This window comes from Pilosibacter fragilis, from assembly GCF_032490495.1.
Taxonomy (GTDB): domain Bacteria; phylum Bacillota; class Clostridia; order Lachnospirales; family Lachnospiraceae; genus Pilosibacter; species Pilosibacter fragilis.
The window spans coordinates 381221-401237 of record NZ_JAVYJB010000003.1 but is presented as its reverse complement, the minus strand read 5'-3'; the positions used below and the strand labels follow the sequence as shown (position 1 = coordinate 401237).

General features: G+C 49.9%; 17 protein-coding genes. 16 read left to right on the top strand and 1 reads right to left on the bottom strand.

From position 1 onward, the window contains the following. Nucleotides 1–178 precede the first annotated feature (178 nt). From nusB to spoIVB, 10 genes are all read left to right on the top strand, one after another. A complete protein-coding gene (nusB, locus tag ABCW45_RS04335; RefSeq protein ID WP_021905440.1) occupies nucleotides 179–634 on the top strand; it encodes a transcription antitermination factor NusB in 456 nt (151 codons plus the stop codon). A gap of 3 nt (nucleotides 635–637) precedes the next feature. Continuing rightward, nucleotides 638–1906 (top strand): exodeoxyribonuclease VII large subunit, encoded by a 1269-nt coding sequence (xseA, locus tag ABCW45_RS04330; protein WP_117503208.1) that lies wholly within the window; start codon nucleotides 638–640, stop codon nucleotides 1904–1906. A 101-nt stretch (nucleotides 1907–2007) separates the two neighbouring features. Further along, nucleotides 2008–2241 carry an exodeoxyribonuclease VII small subunit gene (gene xseB / locus ABCW45_RS04325; RefSeq protein ID WP_015553747.1) on the top strand — a complete coding sequence of 78 codons (234 nt, stop codon included), beginning with the start codon at nucleotides 2008–2010 and terminating at the stop codon, nucleotides 2239–2241. After that, entirely contained in the window at nucleotides 2225–3118 is an 894-nt protein-coding gene (locus tag ABCW45_RS04320; protein ID WP_117503209.1) for a polyprenyl synthetase family protein, read from the top strand. The genes xseB and ABCW45_RS04320 overlap by 17 nt, the downstream gene beginning before the upstream one ends. Nucleotides 3119–3155: 37 nt before the next feature. After that, nucleotides 3156–5027 carry a 1-deoxy-D-xylulose-5-phosphate synthase gene (dxs, locus tag ABCW45_RS04315; protein WP_343220357.1) on the top strand — a complete coding sequence of 624 codons (1872 nt, stop codon included), beginning with the start codon at nucleotides 3156–3158 and terminating at the stop codon, nucleotides 5025–5027. Nucleotides 5028–5039: 12 nt separating this feature from the next. After that, complete coding sequence (locus ABCW45_RS04310; RefSeq protein ID WP_015553744.1) at nucleotides 5040–5849, top strand: TlyA family RNA methyltransferase; 810 nt, start codon at nucleotides 5040–5042, stop codon at nucleotides 5847–5849. A 20-nt stretch (nucleotides 5850–5869) separates the two neighbouring features. Next, nucleotides 5870–6718: an NAD(+)/NADH kinase gene (locus ABCW45_RS04305; protein WP_343220356.1), complete on the top strand. Its 849-nt coding sequence runs from the start codon at nucleotides 5870–5872 to the stop codon at nucleotides 6716–6718. A gap of 107 nt (nucleotides 6719–6825) precedes the next feature. Beyond that, complete coding sequence (gene argR / locus ABCW45_RS04300; protein WP_343220355.1) at nucleotides 6826–7278, top strand: arginine repressor; 453 nt, start codon at nucleotides 6826–6828, stop codon at nucleotides 7276–7278. A gap of 366 nt (nucleotides 7279–7644) precedes the next feature. Then, nucleotides 7645–9336 carry a DNA repair protein RecN gene (gene recN, locus ABCW45_RS04295; protein WP_343220354.1) on the top strand — a complete coding sequence of 564 codons (1692 nt, stop codon included), beginning with the start codon at nucleotides 7645–7647 and terminating at the stop codon, nucleotides 9334–9336. 226 nt (nucleotides 9337–9562) lie between these two features. Then, entirely contained in the window at nucleotides 9563–10840 is a 1278-nt protein-coding gene (gene spoIVB / locus ABCW45_RS04290) for a SpoIVB peptidase (RefSeq protein WP_343220353.1), read from the top strand. A gap of 122 nt (nucleotides 10841–10962) precedes the next feature. On the opposite strand, the gene aroD is transcribed toward spoIVB, so the two are convergent. Then, nucleotides 10963–11718, bottom strand: a complete 756-nt coding sequence (aroD, locus tag ABCW45_RS04285) for a type I 3-dehydroquinate dehydratase (protein WP_117503213.1) — start codon at nucleotides 11716–11718, stop codon at nucleotides 10963–10965. 531 nt (nucleotides 11719–12249) lie between these two features. Between aroD and ABCW45_RS04280 the strand changes: the two genes are divergently transcribed. From ABCW45_RS04280 to ABCW45_RS04255, 6 genes are all read left to right on the top strand, one after another. Further along, entirely contained in the window at nucleotides 12250–13329 is a 1080-nt protein-coding gene (locus ABCW45_RS04280; protein WP_343220352.1) for a TAXI family TRAP transporter solute-binding subunit, read from the top strand. After that, nucleotides 13310–13801 carry a DUF1850 domain-containing protein gene (locus tag ABCW45_RS04275; protein ID WP_343220351.1) on the top strand — a complete coding sequence of 164 codons (492 nt, stop codon included), beginning with the start codon at nucleotides 13310–13312 and terminating at the stop codon, nucleotides 13799–13801. The genes ABCW45_RS04280 and ABCW45_RS04275 overlap by 20 nt, the downstream gene beginning before the upstream one ends. A 61-nt stretch (nucleotides 13802–13862) precedes the next feature. Beyond that, nucleotides 13863–15863 (top strand): TRAP transporter permease, encoded by a 2001-nt coding sequence (locus tag ABCW45_RS04270; RefSeq protein ID WP_343220350.1) that lies wholly within the window; start codon nucleotides 13863–13865, stop codon nucleotides 15861–15863. A gap of 237 nt (nucleotides 15864–16100) precedes the next feature. After that, nucleotides 16101–17864: a LytS/YhcK type 5TM receptor domain-containing protein gene (locus ABCW45_RS04265; RefSeq protein WP_343220349.1), complete on the top strand. Its 1764-nt coding sequence runs from the start codon at nucleotides 16101–16103 to the stop codon at nucleotides 17862–17864. An 80-nt stretch (nucleotides 17865–17944) separates the two neighbouring features. Further along, on the top strand, nucleotides 17945–18667 hold the full coding sequence (locus tag ABCW45_RS04260) for a LytR/AlgR family response regulator transcription factor (RefSeq protein WP_117503217.1): 723 nt from the start codon (nucleotides 17945–17947) through the stop codon (nucleotides 18665–18667). Nucleotides 18668–18850: 183 nt separating this feature from the next. After that, the gene (locus tag ABCW45_RS04255) at nucleotides 18851–19927 is read left to right on the top strand and encodes a DnaJ C-terminal domain-containing protein (protein ID WP_343220348.1); all 1077 of its coding nucleotides are present in this window, start codon (nucleotides 18851–18853) and stop codon (nucleotides 19925–19927) included. Nucleotides 19928–20017 lie beyond the last annotated feature (90 nt).

Genomic DNA, 20017 nt, shown 5'->3' with positions numbered 1-20017 from the left:
TAGTTACGTATAATCCTAAATTAGGAGTACTCTGTTCTGCGCTCACATCTGCAGAAGCTGCAAAAGGCAGCTTTTTCGGAAGCATGGCTGCAAAAGAGCAGTTCAGAGATTGATAATCAGAGCAGCACGGACTGACGGAAAAGCCCGTCGGCCCGTTCAGATAAACGGAGGTAGAAAAGTGACCAGAAGGGAAGCCAGAGAACATTGTTTTAAAATGCTGTTCTGCCAGGATTTTTACCCGGCAGAGGAGAAGGAAGAGCAGTTAGAGAGATATTTTGAAGCGCCGAAGGAGGATGTGACCGGCGAAGACGGAAAAGATGAGATCCTTCATGATCCGTTTGAGAAAGAAGAGGATCGCGCATATCTCGAAAAACGCGTCGAGAAGATCATGGAACTGATCCCGGAGATCGATGAAAAGATCAACGAGATCGCGGAAGGCTGGAGAACAAGACGTATGGGTAAAGTTGAGCTTACGATTTTACGTCTTGCAGTGTTCGAGATGAAATATGATGAGGAGATCCCGGAGAAGGTTGCCATCAACGAAGCGGTTGAACTCGCAAAGAAATTCGGCGGAGATGAAGCTCCGGCATTTGTAAACGGTATCCTTGCAAAACTGATCCAGAAAGGCAATTAAACGATGGCAGGTGTTTACTCTGTTGCACAGGTAAATTCATACATCAAAAATATGTTTGCACAGGACTTCCTTCTTCGCCGCCTATCGGTGAAGGGGGAAGTTTCCAACTGTAAGTATCACAGTTCCGGACATATCTATTTCACACTGAAAGACGGCGGCGGAACACTTCAGGCTGTCATGTTCGCAAGCCAGCGCCGCGGCCTCAACTTTAAGCTTGCCGAGGGACAGCAGGTTGTTGTAAAAGGAACTGTGGATGTCTACGAGCGGGACGGAAAATACCAGCTCTACGCGTCAGAAATCGAACTTTCCGGGCGCGGGGACCTGTATCTGAGATTTGAAAAACTCTTAAAAGAGCTGGAAGAGATGGGGATGTTTGACCCACAGTATAAGCGGCCGATCCCGCGGTTCGCAAAGACCGTGGGAATCGTCACAGCGCCCACGGGAGCTGCAATCCGGGATATCATGAATATCTCCCACAGACGGAATCCATATGTCCAGCTGATCCTCTACCCGGCCCTGGTTCAGGGAGACGGCGCAAAGGACAGCATCGTAAAAGGAATCCGGACGCTTGATGCGATGGGACTGGATGTCCTGATTGTCGGGCGCGGCGGCGGTTCGATCGAAGACCTTTGGGCCTTCAACGAGGAGGAAGTCGCCAGAGCGATCTTCGCATGCAATACGCCGGTGATCTCCGCAGTCGGTCACGAGACCGATGTGACGATCGCGGATTACGCGGCAGATCTTCGGGCACCGACTCCGTCAGCGGCGGCAGAGCTTGCGGTATTTGATTATTTCCAGTTCCGGATGGATCTGAATGCGAGAAAACAGCGCCTGATGAAGGAGATGGGTACAAGTCTTGAGCGGGCTAAAAGCAGGTTAAAGCATGATGAGCTGACATTGCGGTTTTATGACCCGAAGAGCCAGCTGAATGAGAAGAAAAAACGGCTGGCGGACGCGGAAGATACACTTTTACGTCTGATCGCAGAGCGGCAGCAGGAGACGGGACGTGATCTGCAGAATGCGGAGACACTGCTCAGAAGATCCATGGCGGACCGGCTTGCGGCTGATAAGAGAAATCTTGCGGTGAAGAGTGAACGTCTGTGGGGACTGTCCCCGTTAAAGAAGATCAGCGGCGGATTCGGATTTATCACGGACAGGGATGGCAAACGTCTGGAGACTGTGGAACAGGCGGAAGCCGGAAAACGGATCACGGTCCGGGTGAAGGACGGTCGGATCGGGGCTGTTGTAGATCATGTTGAGAAGTATCAGTAGAAATGGATTTTTGCACGTAACTATGAAGGTACTGAATCGTTATGTAGTTTGCGGGAAAATAGAACAACACGGCAGTACATTCTGCCACAGTGAGGAATCATATGGATGACGAGACAAGAAAACAGATGAATGTCGAGGAGACATTTGCGGCTCTCGACCGGATCATCGGAAAGCTGGAAAAGGGAGACGGATCTTTGGAGGACGCTTTCGCTGATTATGAAGAGGGCATGAAGCTTGTAAAGAGCTGTAACGAAAAAATTGAGACGATCGAAAAAAAGATCCTTGTTTTGAGTGGAGATCAAACGGAGGAAAAGGAAAATGGCGGACAATTTTAAGGAAAGGTTCAGTCAGGCGGTCAAGGAGACTGAGACAGTCGTATATTCATATTTGCCGGAGGAGACCGGACATCAGAGGACGATCTTTGAGGCAATGAATTACAGTGTAAAAGCAGGTGGAAAGCGCTTAAGACCGCTTCTCATGCGGGAAGTGTACCGTCTGTTCGGCGGAAACGGTCCGGAGATCGAGCCGTTCATGGCGGCCATGGAGATGATCCACACCTCGTCCCTGATCCATGACGATCTGCCGTGCATGGATAACGACGAATACCGCCGCGGAAAACTCACCACCTGGAAAGCCTACGGCTATGACATGGCAGTACTGGCGGGTGACGCGCTGATGATCTACGCGTTCGAGACTGCGTCAAAGGCCTTTTCCATGGGCGCTGATCCGGCAAAAGTCGGCCGCGCCATCGGGATCCTCGCAGAAAAGACCGGAATCTATGGCATGATCGGCGGACAGACCGTCGATGTGGAGCTCACCGGAAAGGCGGTTCCGAGAGAAAAACTTGATTTCATCTACCGGTTAAAGACCGGTGCTCTCCTCGAGGCCTCCATGATGATCGGTGCAGTCCTTGCGGGCGCGACCGTGGAAGAGATCAAAGAGGTGGAAACGATGGCCTCCGAGGTCGGTCTCGCGTTCCAGATTCAGGACGATATCCTCGATGTGACGAGCACTCAGGAAGAGCTTGGAAAGCCGGTTCTGAGCGATGAAAAGAACGAAAAGACCACTTATGTGACCTTAGAAGGCCTTGAAAAGGCAAAACGGGATGTAAAGGAAATTTCTGACCGGGCAGCAGGAAGACTTGCGGGGCTGCCGGGAAAAAATGAATTTCTGTACAATATTATTGAAATGCTCGTGAATAGGAGAAACTAATCACTATATAAAATATGTAAGGGAGTAGTCTGGAAACATGCTGCTTGATCATATAAAACAGTCTTCGGACATCAAAAAACTGAAAGAAGACCAATATCCGGAGCTTGCGCAGGAGATCCGCCAGTTCCTGATTGAAAAAATAAGTAAAACAGGCGGTCATCTCGCCTCAAACCTCGGGGTTGTGGAACTCACGATGGCGCTGCATCTGGCGTTCGACCTTCCGAAGGATAAAATCGTCTGGGACGTGGGCCATCAGGCCTACACCCACAAGCTTTTAAGCGGAAGAAAAGCCGGATTTGATGACCTGCGCCAGTTTGGCGGAATGAGCGGATTCCCGAAGAGAAAGGAAAGCCCTTACGATGCCTTTGACACAGGACACAGCTCCACCTCCATCTCTGCGGGTCTTGGACTTGCCCAGGCGAGAGAGATCACGGAGGAGGATTATTCGGTGATCTCGGTCATCGGAGACGGCGCCCTGACCGGCGGAATGGCATATGAGGCATTGAACAACGCGGCCCAGATCAAAAAAAATTTTATTATTGTTCTGAATGACAATGAGATGTCCATTTCCAGAAACGTAGGCGGAATGTCGAAATATCTCAGCAGTGTCCGCACAAAAGAAGGCTATGCAGAGTTAAAACTCCGGGTGGAACGGGCACTCTCCGCGATTCCTGTGATCGGAAGACCGCTGGCATATGGTCTGTACCAGCTGAAGAACGGGATCAAACAGTTCCTCGTTCCCGGAATGCTGTTTGAGGACATGGGGATCACGTATCTGGGACCTGTGGACGGCCATGACGTGAAGGAAATGATCCGTGTATTTAAGGAAGCAAAGCGCGTCCAGCATGCGGTTTTAGTCCATGTTATCACGAAAAAGGGAAAAGGCTACAAGCCGGCGGAAGAAAATCCGGCGAGATTCCACGGTGTGGAACCATTCGATATCAAGACCGGAAATCCTTTAAAGAAGAAGGAGTTTCCGAGCTATACGGATGTATTCTCAGAGAAGATCTGCGAACTTGCCGGAAAGAATAAAAGAATCGTGGCTCTGACGGCAGCCATGCCGGATGGAACAGGACTCACGAAGTTTGCGAAGAAATTCCCGAAACGTTTTTTTGATGTGGGAATCGCGGAGGCCCATGAGGTGACATCGGCGGCAGGTATGGCGGCAGCGGGACTGAAGCCCGTAGTTGCGGTGTATTCTTCTTTTTTACAGCGCGGCTATGATCAGGTGCTTCACGATGTCTGTATTCAGGATCTTCCAGTGCTGTTTGCCATCGACCGGGCTGGTCTTGTCGGAAGCGACGGGGAGACGCATCAGGGGATTTTTGATATTTCCTTCTTAAGTCTTGTGCCCGGAATGAACATTATGGCGCCGAAAAACTGCTGGGAGCTTCAGGACATGCTGGAGTTCGGCGTGAATTTTGATGCGCCCCTCGCCATCCGTTATCCGAGAGGACAGGCGTACCGCGGACTGGAAGAATTTCGCGCTCCTGTCGAATATGGAAAGGCGGAGATGCTCTACGAGGAGTCGGAAATCGCACTTTTTGCCCTCGGAAGCATGGTGAGTACCGGCGAACACGTCCGGGAAAAATTAAAGGAAAAAGGACAGCCCTGTACCTTAGTGAACGCGAGATTTGTAAAGCCGCTCGATACGGATATGATCGATCGTCTCTGCATGACGCATAAACTGATCGTCACCATGGAAGAGAATGTTCTCCGCGGCGGCATGGGCATGTATGTCACAAAATATATCCATGAAAAACACCCGGAGATCCGCGTGATCCAGATCGCGCTTCCGGATGCCTATGTAGAACACGGAAACGTTTCTGTGCTCAGGGAGATGCTTGGAATCAACAGCGATTCTGTGATCAGACGCATTGAGACGGAATTTTTAAACGAGAAGAGATAAGGAGCAAAGCCAATGAAAGAACGGTTGGATGTTCTGCTGGTAAAGAGAAATCTGGCGGAGTCCAGAGAGAAGGCGAAGGCGGTCATCATGTCCGGCATCGTCTATGTGGATGGACAGAAGGAAGACAAGGCGGGATCCATGTTCGACGAGACAGCGAACGTGGAGGTGCGCGGAACCACATTAAAATATGTGAGCCGCGGCGGACTGAAACTGGAGAAGGCCATGACACATTTCGGCGTGACATTAGAGGGAAAGATCTGTATGGACGTCGGAGCGTCCACGGGCGGATTTACGGACTGCATGCTTCAGAACGGGGCAGTGAAGGTTTATTCTGTGGATGTGGGGCATGGACAGCTGGCGTGGAAGCTCAGAAATGATGAGCGCGTGGTCTGCATGGAAAAGACAAATATCCGTTATGTGACTCCGGAGGAGATCCCGGACAGGATCCAGTTTGTATCCATTGACGTCTCCTTTATTTCTTTGACGAAAGTTCTGGGGCCGGTGAAGGCGCTCATGGAGCCGGACGGAGAGGTCGTATGCTTAATTAAGCCGCAGTTTGAGGCAGGGCGTGAGAAGGTCGGAAAGAAGGGCGTTGTCCGCGAAAAATCTGTCCATCTTGAGGTCATTGAGATGGTCGCCTCCTTTGCGGGCAGCATCGGTTTTGAGGCCCTCCATCTGGAATTCTCCCCGATCAAGGGGCCGGAGGGAAATATCGAATATCTGCTCCATTTAAGAAACTGCACGGATGGAAGTACATTTGCGAACGACACCATCGGCGCTTCCGAGATCGTTGAAAAGGCACACGAGACACTGGATAAATAAGGCATAACAGGCATAATTTTATGAAGAAATTTTACATCGTTGCAAATCCTGACAAAGAGAATACGAAGAATATGCAGGCGGCTATTGAAAAGTATCTGAAGGCTCACGGCGCGGGAGTTTCCGTGGGGAGAAGTGTGTCCGGACATGGAAATCCGTACACGGATCCGGAGGAGGTACCTGCGGGTACCGAATGTGTCATCACGCTGGGTGGGGACGGAACCCTGATCCAGGCGGCAAGGGATCTTGCCGGAAGAAATCTTCCGATGATCGGTATCAATCTCGGCGGCCTCGGCTATCTTACCCAGATCGGCCGGGAAGGCGATGTGAAGGAGCTTCTGGATGCACTTTTGGAGGACTGTTATGAACTTCAGGAACGCATGATGTTGAAGGGCTGTGTTTACCGGAACGCAAGACCGGTGAAAGAGAGCATTGCGCTCAATGATATCGTCCTGACAAGGGACGGAGATCCACGGGTATTAAAGTTAAAGCTTTACGTGGATGGACAGTTCTTAAATGAATTCAGTGCTGACGGTATGATCGTTGCGACGCCTACGGGATCCACAGCGTACAATCTGTCGGCAGGGGGACCGATCGCCCAGCCGGACGGACAGCTGATGATCCTTACACCGATCTGCCCGCATACGCTGACGTCGAGAACGATCGTTTTCGGAGCGGATAGCCGGATCAGGATCGAGATCCCGGCAGCAAACCGGGGCAGTCAGGTGGCGGCTTTTGACGGCGACACGTTAGTGCGGCTGGAAAATGGGGATTATATTGAGATCACAAAGGCAGAGACGGTGACAAGAGTTGTGAAGCTTGATCACCGGTCATTCCTTGATATTTTAAAGATGAAGATGTACGACGCGTGAATTTACAGCGGAATAGCGCTGCAGGACACGCAGGACGGTGTGCGGATTTCTTCAAAAGAAGTGAAACGGACACTGATACAGGACGAGATCAGAAAGGGGCAGCAGACATGAAGGTTGACAGACACAGTAAGATCGTGGAGCTGATTGGAAAATATCAGATCGAGACGCAGGAGGAGCTTGCGGAGTATCTGAAAAAGGCCGGATATCATGTGACACAGGCGACAGTATCGAGGGATATCCGTGAACTGAAGCTCACGAAAGCTCCTGGAAAAAATGGCCGCCAGTGCTATGCGGTCATGCAGCATCAGAAAGATTTTGGCGAGAAATATATCCGTATTTTCAGGGACTGCTATGTGTCCATGGACATGGCACAGAATATTCTTGTGCTCAAGACTGTTTCAGGTATGGCGATGGCAGTTGCTGAGGCACTGGATGTGATCGGTTTTCATGAGATCGTCGGATGTGTGGCCGGAGACAACACGATCATGTGCGCGGTGCGGACCGTGGATGACACGATCATTCTGATGGATAAGCTGAAGAAGATCATTGAAGGAAAGTAACTGTTCAGTAGGTCTGCGCATTTACTGCGCTGACCGTAAGAAAACTTAGAATAGAAGGCAAAAATCCTATCGGCACAGCCGATTTGGAATGGATTTTTGCGCGTAACTGTTTCCTGAACAGTTACGGAGGAAAATAGGCTTTGGACTTTTTTGTTTAAGGCAGAATATTGCAGAAATATTGAGCCCTGCAAAGCAGAAACGGGATAATTACCTGGTTTTGCTTTGCAGGGATTTTTTAGGAAACAGAACGGAAAAAAGAGAACAACTGTTCGAAAAACACTGGACAATCGAACATATGTGTGCTATACTCGTTTTACAAAATCGAACAAATGTTTTATTTTCATAGAGGGAAAGCGAGGGAACAGGATGCTTGTTGGTTTACATGTTAAAAATCTTGCTCTGATTGAGCAGGCTGATGTGGAGTTTGGAAACGGTTTAAATATCCTGACCGGTGAGACCGGAGCCGGAAAGTCGATTATCATTGGCTCTGTTGCCCTGGCGCTGGGCGCGAAAGCGTCAAGGGATATGATCAGATGTGGGGAAGAGTATGCGTATATTGAGCTTATTTTTTCGGTTGATGACGAGAAAAAACGGGAAGAATTAAAGAAAATGGATGTGTATCCGGATGAAGATGGTCTTTTAATCATCTCAAAAAAGATCACCCAGACGAGAAGTATCAGCCGGATCAATGACGAGACAGTGACGACGGCGCGCTTAAAAGCCGTGACCGGAAAGCTTCTCGATATCCATGGACAGCATGAACATCAGTCTCTCCTTCATAAGCAGAAACATCTGGAGATCCTTGATGAATATTCCTGGAGAGAGACGGGAAGCTTAAAAAGAAATGTGGCAGAGAGTTACCGGAGATATCTGGAATTAAAGGGAAAGCTTGACGGATTCTCTCTGGATGAGGAAAGCCGGAAACGGGAACTTGATTTCGTGAGATTCGAGATCGATGAGATTGAGGATTCTGCATTAAAACCGGGCGAAGAGGAAGAACTTGCGGCGAAATTCCGTAAATTTTCCCATAGTCAAAAAATTATGGAAAGCTTACAGGGAGCTTATCAGGCGGTAGATGGGGACGCGATCGGGCGTGCGTACCGTGAGATGGAAAGTGTGGCATCCTACGATGAAAGGCTGTCCGGGATCGCTGCGGGTCTTTCTGACGCGGAAAGTATTTTATCGGATATCTGCAGGTCGATCTCGGACTATATGGATGAGATGGAGTTTTCTGGGGAAGATTTTAAAAAGACGGAAGAACGTCTGGATCTTGTCCGTGGAATTATGGCAAAATACGGAAACAGCGAGGAAGCTGTCTTAAAGAGTCTGGAAGAAAAGAAAAAACGACTTGAGGACTTGGAAAACTATGCGGAACTGGCGTTTGCCGCAAAAGCCGAGTTTGAGGAGCAGAAGCGGGTTCTGGGACTTCTCTGCGGACGGCTCTCGAAGGAGAGAGAAAAAGCAGCAAAGATTCTGGAGAACCGGATCACGGAGGAGCTTGAGGATCTGAACTTCCTTCATGTGGAATTTCGGGTAGATGTACACCGGACCGATCACTTTACGGCAGCCGGCTCCGACGAGGTGGAATTTTTGATCTCCACAAATCCGGGAAGTATTCCGCCAAGGCCGCTGGGGGAAGTTGCTTCCGGCGGTGAACTTTCAAGAATTATGCTGGCGATCAAGACGGTCCTTGCGGACACGGACGATATTCCAACTTTGATCTTCGATGAGATCGATACCGGTATCAGTGGACGGACAGCCCAGAAGGTATCGGAGCGCCTGTCCTATATCGGAAAAAAGCACCAGGTACTCTGTATTACCCACCTTCCGCAGATCGCGGCAATGGCGGATACGCACTTTGAAATAAAAAAATCTGTGGAGAATGGTGTGACTGCGACGAAAATCAGAAAACTAACAGAGAAGGATGAGGTGGATGAACTCGCAAGACTCCTAGGCGGAGCTGAGATTACGGAAAAAGTACGGGAAAATGCCGAGGAGATGAAACGTCTGGCAGAGGAGACGAAGAATCACAGAGCTGTACTTCAAACAGCGGGATGAATCGGCAGAATGAGAAAAAACTGACAGGGTGAAAATAAAAAAGCATCACATAATAGGAGAGGAGCAAAAAAGCTGCCTCTCCTTTTTTTATAACGGTTTCTGTGACGGCTGGGAATGACTGTCTGATAAAGTGGAAACGATAAAAGGGAAGCGGCAGCTTCGGAAAACTGCAGTGCAGGCGCGACAGCGGCGTTGCAGATAAAGAATGAATAAAGGAGGAGCTGCCATGATGAAAAAAGAATCGTTTCGACGGATCCTGATCCGGACATTCTGGATTTCTCTCGTCTTTACAATCGGATTTTCCTGGGTCTATATCCGGTATGCAGTGCCGGATCGGCTGAATCTGGTGGTCAATGAGGAAGAAGTCTTTCATTTTGCTCTTCCTCCCGGAGTGACCTTTGAGAGTGACAGCGAGGAGGTTGTCCTGAAGAATGCTTCAGAAATCCCGCAAGGAATGATCCGGATCGAACGCCCGGATGCAGTCTCTATGTATGGGAAAAATGAGGGAAGCTACCGGGTTGGAATGAAGTTCCTGGGACTTATCCGGATGAAAGACATTCAGGTGGAGGTGGTGGATGGATCTTATGCGATCCCCTGTGGAATGCCGGTGGGAATCTATTTAAAATCAAAGGGCGTTATGGTGATCGGGACGGGGCAGGTCACAAATGATACGGGAAACGTTGTGGAACCTGCTTATGGGCTTTTAAAGTCCGGAGACTATATCCAGACGGTGGACGGAGAAGATCTGGAAGATAAAAATGATCTGGTGGACGCGGTGAGCGCGTCAGACGGAAAGACGCTGGCGCTCGGAATCCGGCGTGATGGTCGCAGGATCGAGGTCGATATGACACCGGTTCTTGCGGAAGACGGAAGCTATAAGCTTGGTGCCTGGGTCAGGGATGATACTCAGGGAATCGGAACCATGACTTATGTGGATATGAACGGAAATTTTGGTGCTCTTGGGCATGGAATCAGTGACAGTGATACCGGGGAACTGGTGGATATTGAAGGTGGGGAACTCTACGAGACCCAGATCCTCGGGATCGAAAAAGGCCAGACCGGAAAGCCGGGAGTCATGTCAGGAGTGATCTATTACGGAAAAGGAACAAAACTGGGGGAAGTGAAGGAGAATACGGCAGAGGGAATCTACGGAACCGTAAACAACCATTTTCTGGATTCAATAAAAACCGATGCGATTCCCGTCGGCTTCCGACAGGATACTCACAAGGGAACTGCGTACATCCGAAGCAATGTGTCCGGGGAAGTAAAAGATTATGAGATCGAAATTCAGAAGGTGGATTACGGCAGCATTCAGAAAAATAAAGGCCTGGTTCTCCGTGTTGTGGATGAGGAACTTTTAAATTTGACAAGCGGCATTGTTCAAGGTATGAGCGGTTCACCAATTATCCAGGACGGAAAACTTATCGGGGCTGTGACCCATGTGTTTATCAACGATCCGACGAGGGGGTATGGGATCTTTGCGGAGAATATGATCTCGCATTGAGCGGGTACAATTTATGGTAAAGGTATTTAGAGCTTATAGGGGTTTAACAGAAAGTGAGCAGAGGGGAGCTGGACACAGGGGGGTATCGTTGTGAAGGAGCTCATATCCGTGTGAACAGTCATTTATGCCAGCGTTTGCAGGAACGTGCTTAACAGGTTCGCCGGGATCTGCCCTGGCGCAGATGCCTTTCCTGCGGTTCCGAAGGTCACGCAGGAGCCGACGAGCTGACCGCAGATACGGCTGATGACGCCGGTGGGGCTCATGGACATGGTGATCACCGGGGTATCACTGTGCTCCTCCTTCATGGTCAACGTTGCGTCAAGCAGTGTCAGGACATCCCGCTCACACTGCGGCATCACCGCGAATTTCACGATATCAGCGCCCAGGGACTGCATCAGGCAGAGATTGCTTATGATGATGTTCTTATCCGGCGTTGCGGTAAAGTCATGGCGGGAAGCGACGACCTTCACACCGACCCGGTGGGCTGCCGCGACGATTGTTTTCATCGTCTCTTCCCCGCGGGAGAGTTCCACGTCCACGAGGTCAATAAGACCGCTGTCGATCACGGCGAGGATCGTCTTCGTGTAGGTCTCCGTATCGATCTCCATCATTCCGCCTTCCACTCTGGTACGGATCGTGAAGAGCACCGGAATATTTCCTAAAGCATTCCGGAATAAGGTCATTGCCTTGGTCCGGACTTCGGGATCTTCCATACCGGTGTAGAAGTCCGCACGCCATTCGATCAGGTCGAACGGAGTATTCCGGATCAGATTTACAGATTTTTTCAGGTCATCGAGATTTGTATCCGTAACCGGAATGCAGATCTTCGGCATTCCGTCTCCCAATTTTACATTTCTTACTTTTACAATTGCTCCCATAAGCGGTTACTCCCCTGTTTCTATATGATTGATGTAATATCCGGTCATGCGTTATATAACGCACATCTCGCAGAAAGAATGCCGGTGCTTTGTATTCCAAATCGGCAAAGCCTGCGAGGCGTGATCCGCTATGTCCATAGTATAAAGACAGGAGAGAGAAAAGTCAACACTTATGCGCGTTAAAGTTTAAAAATTTAAAGCAATATATTAACGGGAACGATCAATTCCTACTTATCAAGCGAACTCATCGATCGATCGCAAAGGTGTGCAAAGAATTGTTAAAATAATATCATATAGATTCACAGGAAAACTGTCTTATTCCTGCATTTCACACATCAATTTTTACCATTCATACACGATTTTGTGCAGTTTGCACGAACCCCATTGTATCAGGGTTATGTTTACGTTAAAATTTAGACATGAAATGTGAAATATTTATAAAGAATATGAAGCATTTGAAAAGTGGGTATGTAATGATCCGGGTGGGACCGGATCGTTACGGGTAAACAAAAAGAAGGAGAGGTAAACAGTATGAGATTAGTGAAGAGAATCACAGCAGCAGCTATGGCACTCACAATGACAGCAGCTCTTGCAGGATGCGGCAGCAGTTCCGGCAGTACATCTACAACAGCAGCTGACACAACAGCGGCAGCCGTAACTGAGAAAGCGGCGGATGGTTCCAGCGCGGAGGCAGGCAGCACATCCGTGAGCATTGACAGGGCGAAAGAGTTCGTCACAGTCGCAACCGGTCCTACGAGTGGTATCTACTACCCGATCGGCGGCGCATTTGCAACCGCATTAGGAAATGCAGGATATAAGACATCCGCACAGGCAACCGGCGCTTCCGTTGAGAACATCAACATGATCTTAAACGGTGAGGCAGAGCTTGCAATCGCAATGCAGGACTCCGTCGTACAGGCGTATGAGGGCTTTGGTGCGTTTGAGAAGGCAGAGCCGGATCTGAGAGCCATGATGAGACTCTGGCCGAACTACGTACAGCTCGTAACCGTAGCAAGCACAGGCATCAAGAGCGTTGAGGACTTAAAGGGCAAGAGGGTCGGTATCGGTGCTCCGAACTCCGGTGTTGAGTTAAATGCGAGAATGATCTACGAAGCATACGGCATGACATATGAGGATAGTGATGTTGACTACTTATCCTACGGCGAAGCGATCGACCAGATGAAGAACGGTCAGTGCGACGCGGCATTTGTTACCTCCGGTCTTCCGAACGCAACCGTCAGCGAGCTGGCATTCAGCTACGATATGGTGATCGTTCCGATCGACGGCGAAGGCAGAGACAACCTGATCGAGAAGTATCCGTTCTTCTCCGCAAGCACGATCCCGGCCAATACATACAACAACAAAGAGGACGTGGAGAGCGTATTCGTTTACAATATCATGCTTGTAAATAAGGATGTATCCGATGACATGGTCTACGATATGCTTGACTGCATCTTCTCCGACGATGGAATCGCTACCATCAAGGCATCCCACAACACAGCAGACAAGAACATCGATGTTTCCTTCGGTGTTGACGATGTAAAGATCCCGCTTCATGACGGTGCTGCGAAGTGGTGGCAGGATCACGGTTATGAAACTCCTGAGAACTAAATTTAAAATCCTGATTCCGGTTCTTCTGGTAATCACAGCAATCTCTGCTGCCGTGTTCGCACGGCAGCAGAAAAAAATTCTGGTGATCGAAGAGCTTGAAACCGGAAATGTTTACCGGGAGATTCCGGTAAAGACCGGTGACGAGCTTTCCTTCCAGTGGGAACATTCCTTTGAGCATATTCCATGGTACGAGTATTACGAGATACAGAAAGACGGAAGCTTCATTCTCCACACCATCGCGGTCGCGGGCTTCGGTGCCGGAATTCCGGCAGAGATGGACTGCAAATACCGCTACGAAGACGGACTCGTCTACATGGATGAGATCGAGAGCGTCTTTCCACAGTTCAACTGGATCAATTCCCAGACAGCCCTGAAGAACATCAAGGTGAATGGCGAGCTCCTGATTCAGGGCTCTGACATGCCGCATCACGTAAAAATGGTGCTGAGGATCCGGAATGGTTTCGAAAATTAAAAAGGAAACTGCTGAAGCAACATCGACAACAGCTCTGACAACGAAGGGAAGGGAAATCTGTATGAGCGAAAAAGAGAAAAACATCATCCCCAGTACAGCGGAAGCAGAGATGAGCGAGGAAGAAAAACAGAAACTCCTCGAGCAGTTTGATAAAGAGAGCAAGACGAGAAAGTTCGGATCCCCGGTATTAAAGAAAGCTTACCGGGTATTCGCGATCATCGTTACCTTATATCATCTGGTTTTCGCATCCGGCCTTTACATGCCGGAAACATTAAAGCATCGTTCCATCCATGTCGGCATGATCCTGATCCTTGCCTTCATGCTTTATCCGGCCACGAAAAAAGCGAGCCGCAAAGTGATCGCGTGGTATGATTATGTATTTATTGCATTGTCAGCCGCAGTTCCGATCTATATGTGCGTAGATTATGTAAACATCATCAACCGTGCCGGAAAGCCGGACATGATGGATGTCGTGATCGGTACACTCTTAACCCTGGTCGTTCTGGAGGCAACGAGACGTGTCTGCGGCATGGCTCTCCCGATCATCTCCATTATCTTTATGATCTACAGCTTAATGGGGACAAAGCAGGGACTCATCCCGATCGATGTCCCGGGCATTTTCCTCCACAGAGGATACACATGGCAGAAGTTAATGAGCCACTTCTTCTCGAACACGGAAGGTATTTACGGATCGTCAGTCAATGTTGCGTCCACCTACATCTTCCTCTTCATCGCCTTCGGTGAAGTCATGAACAAGTGTGGCATGGGTCAGTTCTTCAACGACTTCGCGAACGCCATCGCGGGCGGCACAAAGGGCGGTCCGGCAAAGGTAGCGGTCGTTGCTTCCGGTCTTCTCGGAATGATCAACGGTGCAGCCGTAGCCGTCGTTGTTACGACCGGTTCCTTCACGATCCCGCTCATGAAAAAATCCGGCTATGACGACGAGTTCGCAGGCGCCGTTGTTGCGACCGGTTCTGTCGGTGGACAGCTGATGCCGCCGGTTATGGGTGCTGCCGCATTCATCATGGCAGATACGCTCGGCATGAAATACAATGAACTTCTTTTATCCGCGATCATCCCGGCAGTCATCTACTACATGGGCATCCTGTTCCAGATCCAGATGAGGGCTGAGAAGATGGGAATGCAGGGAACCCCGAAGGATCAGCTTCCGAAGATGTCCCAGGTCATGAAGGAGTACGGTCATCTGGCACTCCCGATCATCTTCCTCGTTTACATGCTGTTCTTCTCCGGAAAGACGGTTATCATGGCTGCGTTCTATACGATCGTATTCACGATCATCGTGGCGCAGTGCAGAAAGAATACGAGAATGACCTTCCAGGATATTCTTGATGCGATGGTAGCGAGCGCGAAGTCTACCGTATCCGTAGCGATCGCCTGCGCCTGCGTTGGTATCATCGTTGGTTCCTGCTCGATTACAGGTTTCGCCCTGAATATGGCAAATACCATCATCAGCATCGGCGGAAAGAGCCTGATGTTCACACTGGTATTCACAATGATCACCTGCATGATCTTAGGTATGGGTCTTCCGAGTATCCCGTCCTATATCATTACCTCCACGATCGCAGCTCCGGCTCTGGTACAGCTTGGTATCCCGGCCCTGGTTGCCCACATGTTCTGTTTCTACTTCGCAATGTTCGCAAACCTGACACCGCCGGTTGCCCTTGCAGCTTTTGCGGCAGCAGGTATCGCAGGCGGAAGTCCGATGAAGACAGGATGGGCATCCGTAAAGCTTGCGCTTGCAGGATTCATTCTTCCGTACATGTTTGTATACAATACAGACCTTCTGTTGCTTGATACTCCGCTTGCAAAAGCGATTCAGGTTGCAGTAACTGCTGCAGTTGGTGTATTCTTAATCAGTACAGCAGTCGAAGGCTTCCTGTTCACAAAGGTCAACATCGTATTGAGAATTGCCAGCCTCATTGGCGCTTATCTCCTGATCGACAGCGGTCTTGTGACAGATATCGCAGGTATCATGATCTGCGCAGTTGTATTCGTATTCCAGAAAGCAGCTGCAAAGAAGAGTGCACCGGCGGCAGCGTAGACCTTCATAGATAACCGGTGAACACACAGGGACTGCTGCAGAAAATTTACTGCGGCGGTCCCTGTTTTTCTATATGTGTCTGTTAGAACACACCGGGTCAGGCGTCGGACAGTTGTGATCCATGCCATGCGCAGATGGAAGCGCAGACATTCCGAAATGGAGGTTTTGCGCAGATTGCAATAACCACTGCGGACAGATATAGAAAAACAGGGATCGTCAGAGACAGGAGGAAACAATATGCTGCTTGATGTTATTTACAGTATCTGCTTTAACATCTGCCTATTGGTAGTGCTCGCCTTCATGATGACGAAGATGGACTTTGTCCAGAGACTTCTATTAAATGAAGAGGGCGGAAGTGAGGAAGGAAGAGGAGAGAGCGTCTGGCAGAGGCTCTGGGAAAAGGTGCTTCTCGGTGTAATCTTCGGCGTCTTCTGCATCATCTCTGATTACATTGGGATTCAGGTGACAGGGGCGCTGCCGAATGCCCGGGTGATCGGTGTCCTGTCCGCCGGATTTCTGGGCGGTCCTGTCTCCGGCTTTATCACGACAGCGATTGCGGCGGCTCACCGGTATCTGATCTTCCCGGAGCGGATCTCCACGGTGGCCTGTGTGCTCTCCGCGGTCATCCATGGGATCATCGGTTCCTTTATCGGCTGGAAGAAGAAGGAAAACCGCCAGTACTCGAATACATTTCTGCTTGGAGTCACGTTCATTTCCGAGATGATCCATATTGTTCTGATCCTGCTGCTCACCCGACCGTTTGATGCGGCCGTTGATATCGTAAAGATCGTGATCGTTCCGATGGTGATCATCAATTCCGTCGGCATGGTGATCTTCTTTAATGTTTTTAAATCGATCTTCAACACGGAGGACTTGAAGGTTGCGTCCAAGGTCTCCCTCGCAATGAGAACCGCCGAGCGGTGTACCCCGTATCTTGGCTCTGTGGAGAAGGACCGGAAGACGGCGGGAAAGATCATCGACATTATTATGGAAGAGTACCACTGTCAGGGCGCGGCACTGATCGATGACATGAAATTTCTGGCAAGGAGCGGGGCATTTTCCAGTATCGTTCTCACAGAGAACAATTATCCGAGACTTTTATCTGCAACAAAGACCTTCAAGACAACGAGGATCAGCCGCGTGCCTTTACCGGAGGACGGATTTTATCCTCTTTATAAGGAGAATGTGATCATCTCCGCACCGATCCTCCTCGATGAGGGAAAGGTTCTGGCGCTTGTGATGCTGGTGAAGAAAAATGCCTATTCCTATCGGGCGGATATTGAATTTGTCACGGGACTGGCGAATCACTTCGCGATGCAGATCAAGCTCTCGGAGATGGAGAAACAGAAGGAAGAGCTGAGAAAAGCGGAGCTTCGGACCCTGCAGTCCCAGATCAATCCGCACTTCCTGTTCAATTCTTTAAATACGATCTCCTACTTCTGCCGGGAAAAGCCGGAGAAGGCGAGGGAGCTCTTGCTGGCACTGAGCTCCTATTTCCGCAGCATGCTGGAGGATACCGATTATATGGTAACTCTTGACACGGAACTTGAGCATGTAAAAGCCTATACGATGCTGGAGGAGGCGCGGTTTGAAAAACGTCTCTCGATCGAGATCAATGCGGATCCGGAGACGCTGCGAAGCTGCGTGCCGAACCTGATCTTACAGCCCATCGTGGAGAATGCGGTCCATCACGGGGCAATGCAGAGGGAAAAAGGAGTCGGAAAGGTCATCGTAAACGTAAAACGGGAGGAACGGTCCACGAGGATCGACGTGATCGACAACGGACCGGGAATGGACTACCGGATCGTCCAGAGCCTGTACGGCGGGGAAAAAGTGGAACACACAGGAATCGGAATGATGAACGTGCAGCAGAGACTGATCTCCTTATACGGAAAGTCCTACGGACTCCAGATCGTGACAAGTGAAGAAGGGACGTACGTGCGGATGAACATTCCGGACAGCGCGGTTGGAAGCGCGCAGCAGGAGAAAACGCCAGGCTGACGATCTTCTGAAAGAACAGATGACAGCAGCCTGCTGTTTGGAACAGCGGCGTTTTTGACAGAACATGGGAGGCATGAGGTATGAGAATAGCAGTAGTTGACGATGAGCGCCCGGCAAGAAGCGAACTTAAATATCTGGTGGAACAGTGTGAGCCGGAGGCGGAGATCGCGGAGGCCGACGGAAGCGAAGAATTTCTTGCAATGCTGGAAAATGAGACCTTTGATGTGTGTTTTGTGGATATTAATCTGGGTGGAATGAACGGCACTACGCTGGCATCCATGATAAAGAGAAAGCAGCCGGACACGCTGATCATCTTTGCCACTGCGTTCCAGGAATACGCGGTAAAGGCCTTTGAGATCGGGGCGGTGGATTATCTCTTAAAACCCTTTGACTATGAGCGCGTCAAACGGGCGATGGAGCGGGTCCATGAACACATAAAGGAAAAGGCCGCCGGTCCCGGATATGAAATCGGGAAGATCATGGTGAACGTGGGCTCCAGCTTTCAGGTTGTTGACGTGGCGGATATCGTGTTCATCGAGACGGAAAAGCGTTCCTGCAAGATCCATATGAAGGACGGATCCTTCTATCTGCAGAACGAGTCATTGAACAATTATGAGACCCACCTGAAAAAGAGCCGGTTCTTCCGGATCCACAAGAGCTACCTAATCAATCTGGATTATGTGAAGGAGATGCAGGTGAGCTACAATAACGGATATTGTGTGAAGATGAAGTACTATGATGCTGAGGCATTGCCCATCGGTCGGACCCAGGTAAAGGAATTCCGGCAGATTTTTGAAAAGTAGGAATAATCAGAACAGTAAAGCAAATATTGAAAAATAAAGATCCCGCCAAAAGCCAGGACGTACAGATATTGTACAGAGGAAGGTTTCGGCGGGATCTTTAAATATCACAAAAAATTCACATACCTCCCTTGACATTGAATATTTGATATGTTACATTACATATAGAACAGTGAGGTGGTGAATATGTCATCGACAAAGAGAGATTATTATGATGTGCTGGGCATCTCGAGAGACGCGGATGCTGCGGCAATTAAACGTGCATATAGAAAATTGGCAAAGAAGTATCATCCGGACTCCAATCCTGGCGATAAGACGGCGGAGCAGATGTTTAAGGATGTAAATGAGGCTTACGACGTTTTGAGTGATCCGAAGAAGAAGAAGCTTTACGACCAGTTCGGACATGCTGCCTTTGATGAGACGGCAGGTTACGGACAGGGCGCCGGAGCAGGTGCCGGTGGTTTTGGCGGTTTCGGCGGCTTCGGAAACGGTGCCGGCGGAGCATACCGGTCTGGATCCTTCCGCTCCGGAGATGGAACATATCATGAATTCCATTTTGAGGGCGGTGACGGGGATGATATCTTCGGTGATCTGTTTGGAAATATGTTTGGCGGCAAAGGAAGAGCTGGCAGCGCTGGCTTTGGCGGTTCCGGCTTCCATGGCTTTGGCGGCGGAAATGGATTTTCCGGTTCTGGATTTTCTGACCGCGGCAACGACTTAAATGCGGAGGTCCAGATAACCTTCGATGAGGCCGTTCATGGCTGCGAAAAGACCATCACGATCCAGAACCCGAACCAGCCTGGCAGCAGACCGCAGACCCTGAAGGTAAAGATCCCGGCAGGCATCGAGACCGGAAAGAGCATCCGGCTTGCAGGTAAAGGAATGCCGGGAACCGGCGGTGGTGCCGCGGGCGACCTGCTTCTCAAGATCACAGTCGGTGAGAAGCCGGGCTGGACGAGAAAGGGCATGGATGTCTACAGCGATGTGGAAGTTCCGTTCACCACGGCCGTCTTCGGCGGTGAGACTCTTGTCCACACGTTATATGGCGATGTGGTCTGCAAAATCAAAGCCGGAACCCGCTCCGGTACAAAGATCCGTCTCCGCGGCAAAGGTATCGTCTCCTTAAAAGACCCGTCACTCCACGGTGACCAGTACGCCGTCGTAAGAATACAGGTTCCGGATGACTTAAGTCCGGAGGCAAAGCAGAAGCTTAAGGAGTTTGAGGAGATCTGCAGGCGGGATGGAAGATTCCATGCGGCATAAATAAAGAAAAATTAAAGAGATCCGGGATCCCATCATGTATGGATGGTCTCCCGGATCTTTTTGATGAATATGGATAATTATTTCCCAAAA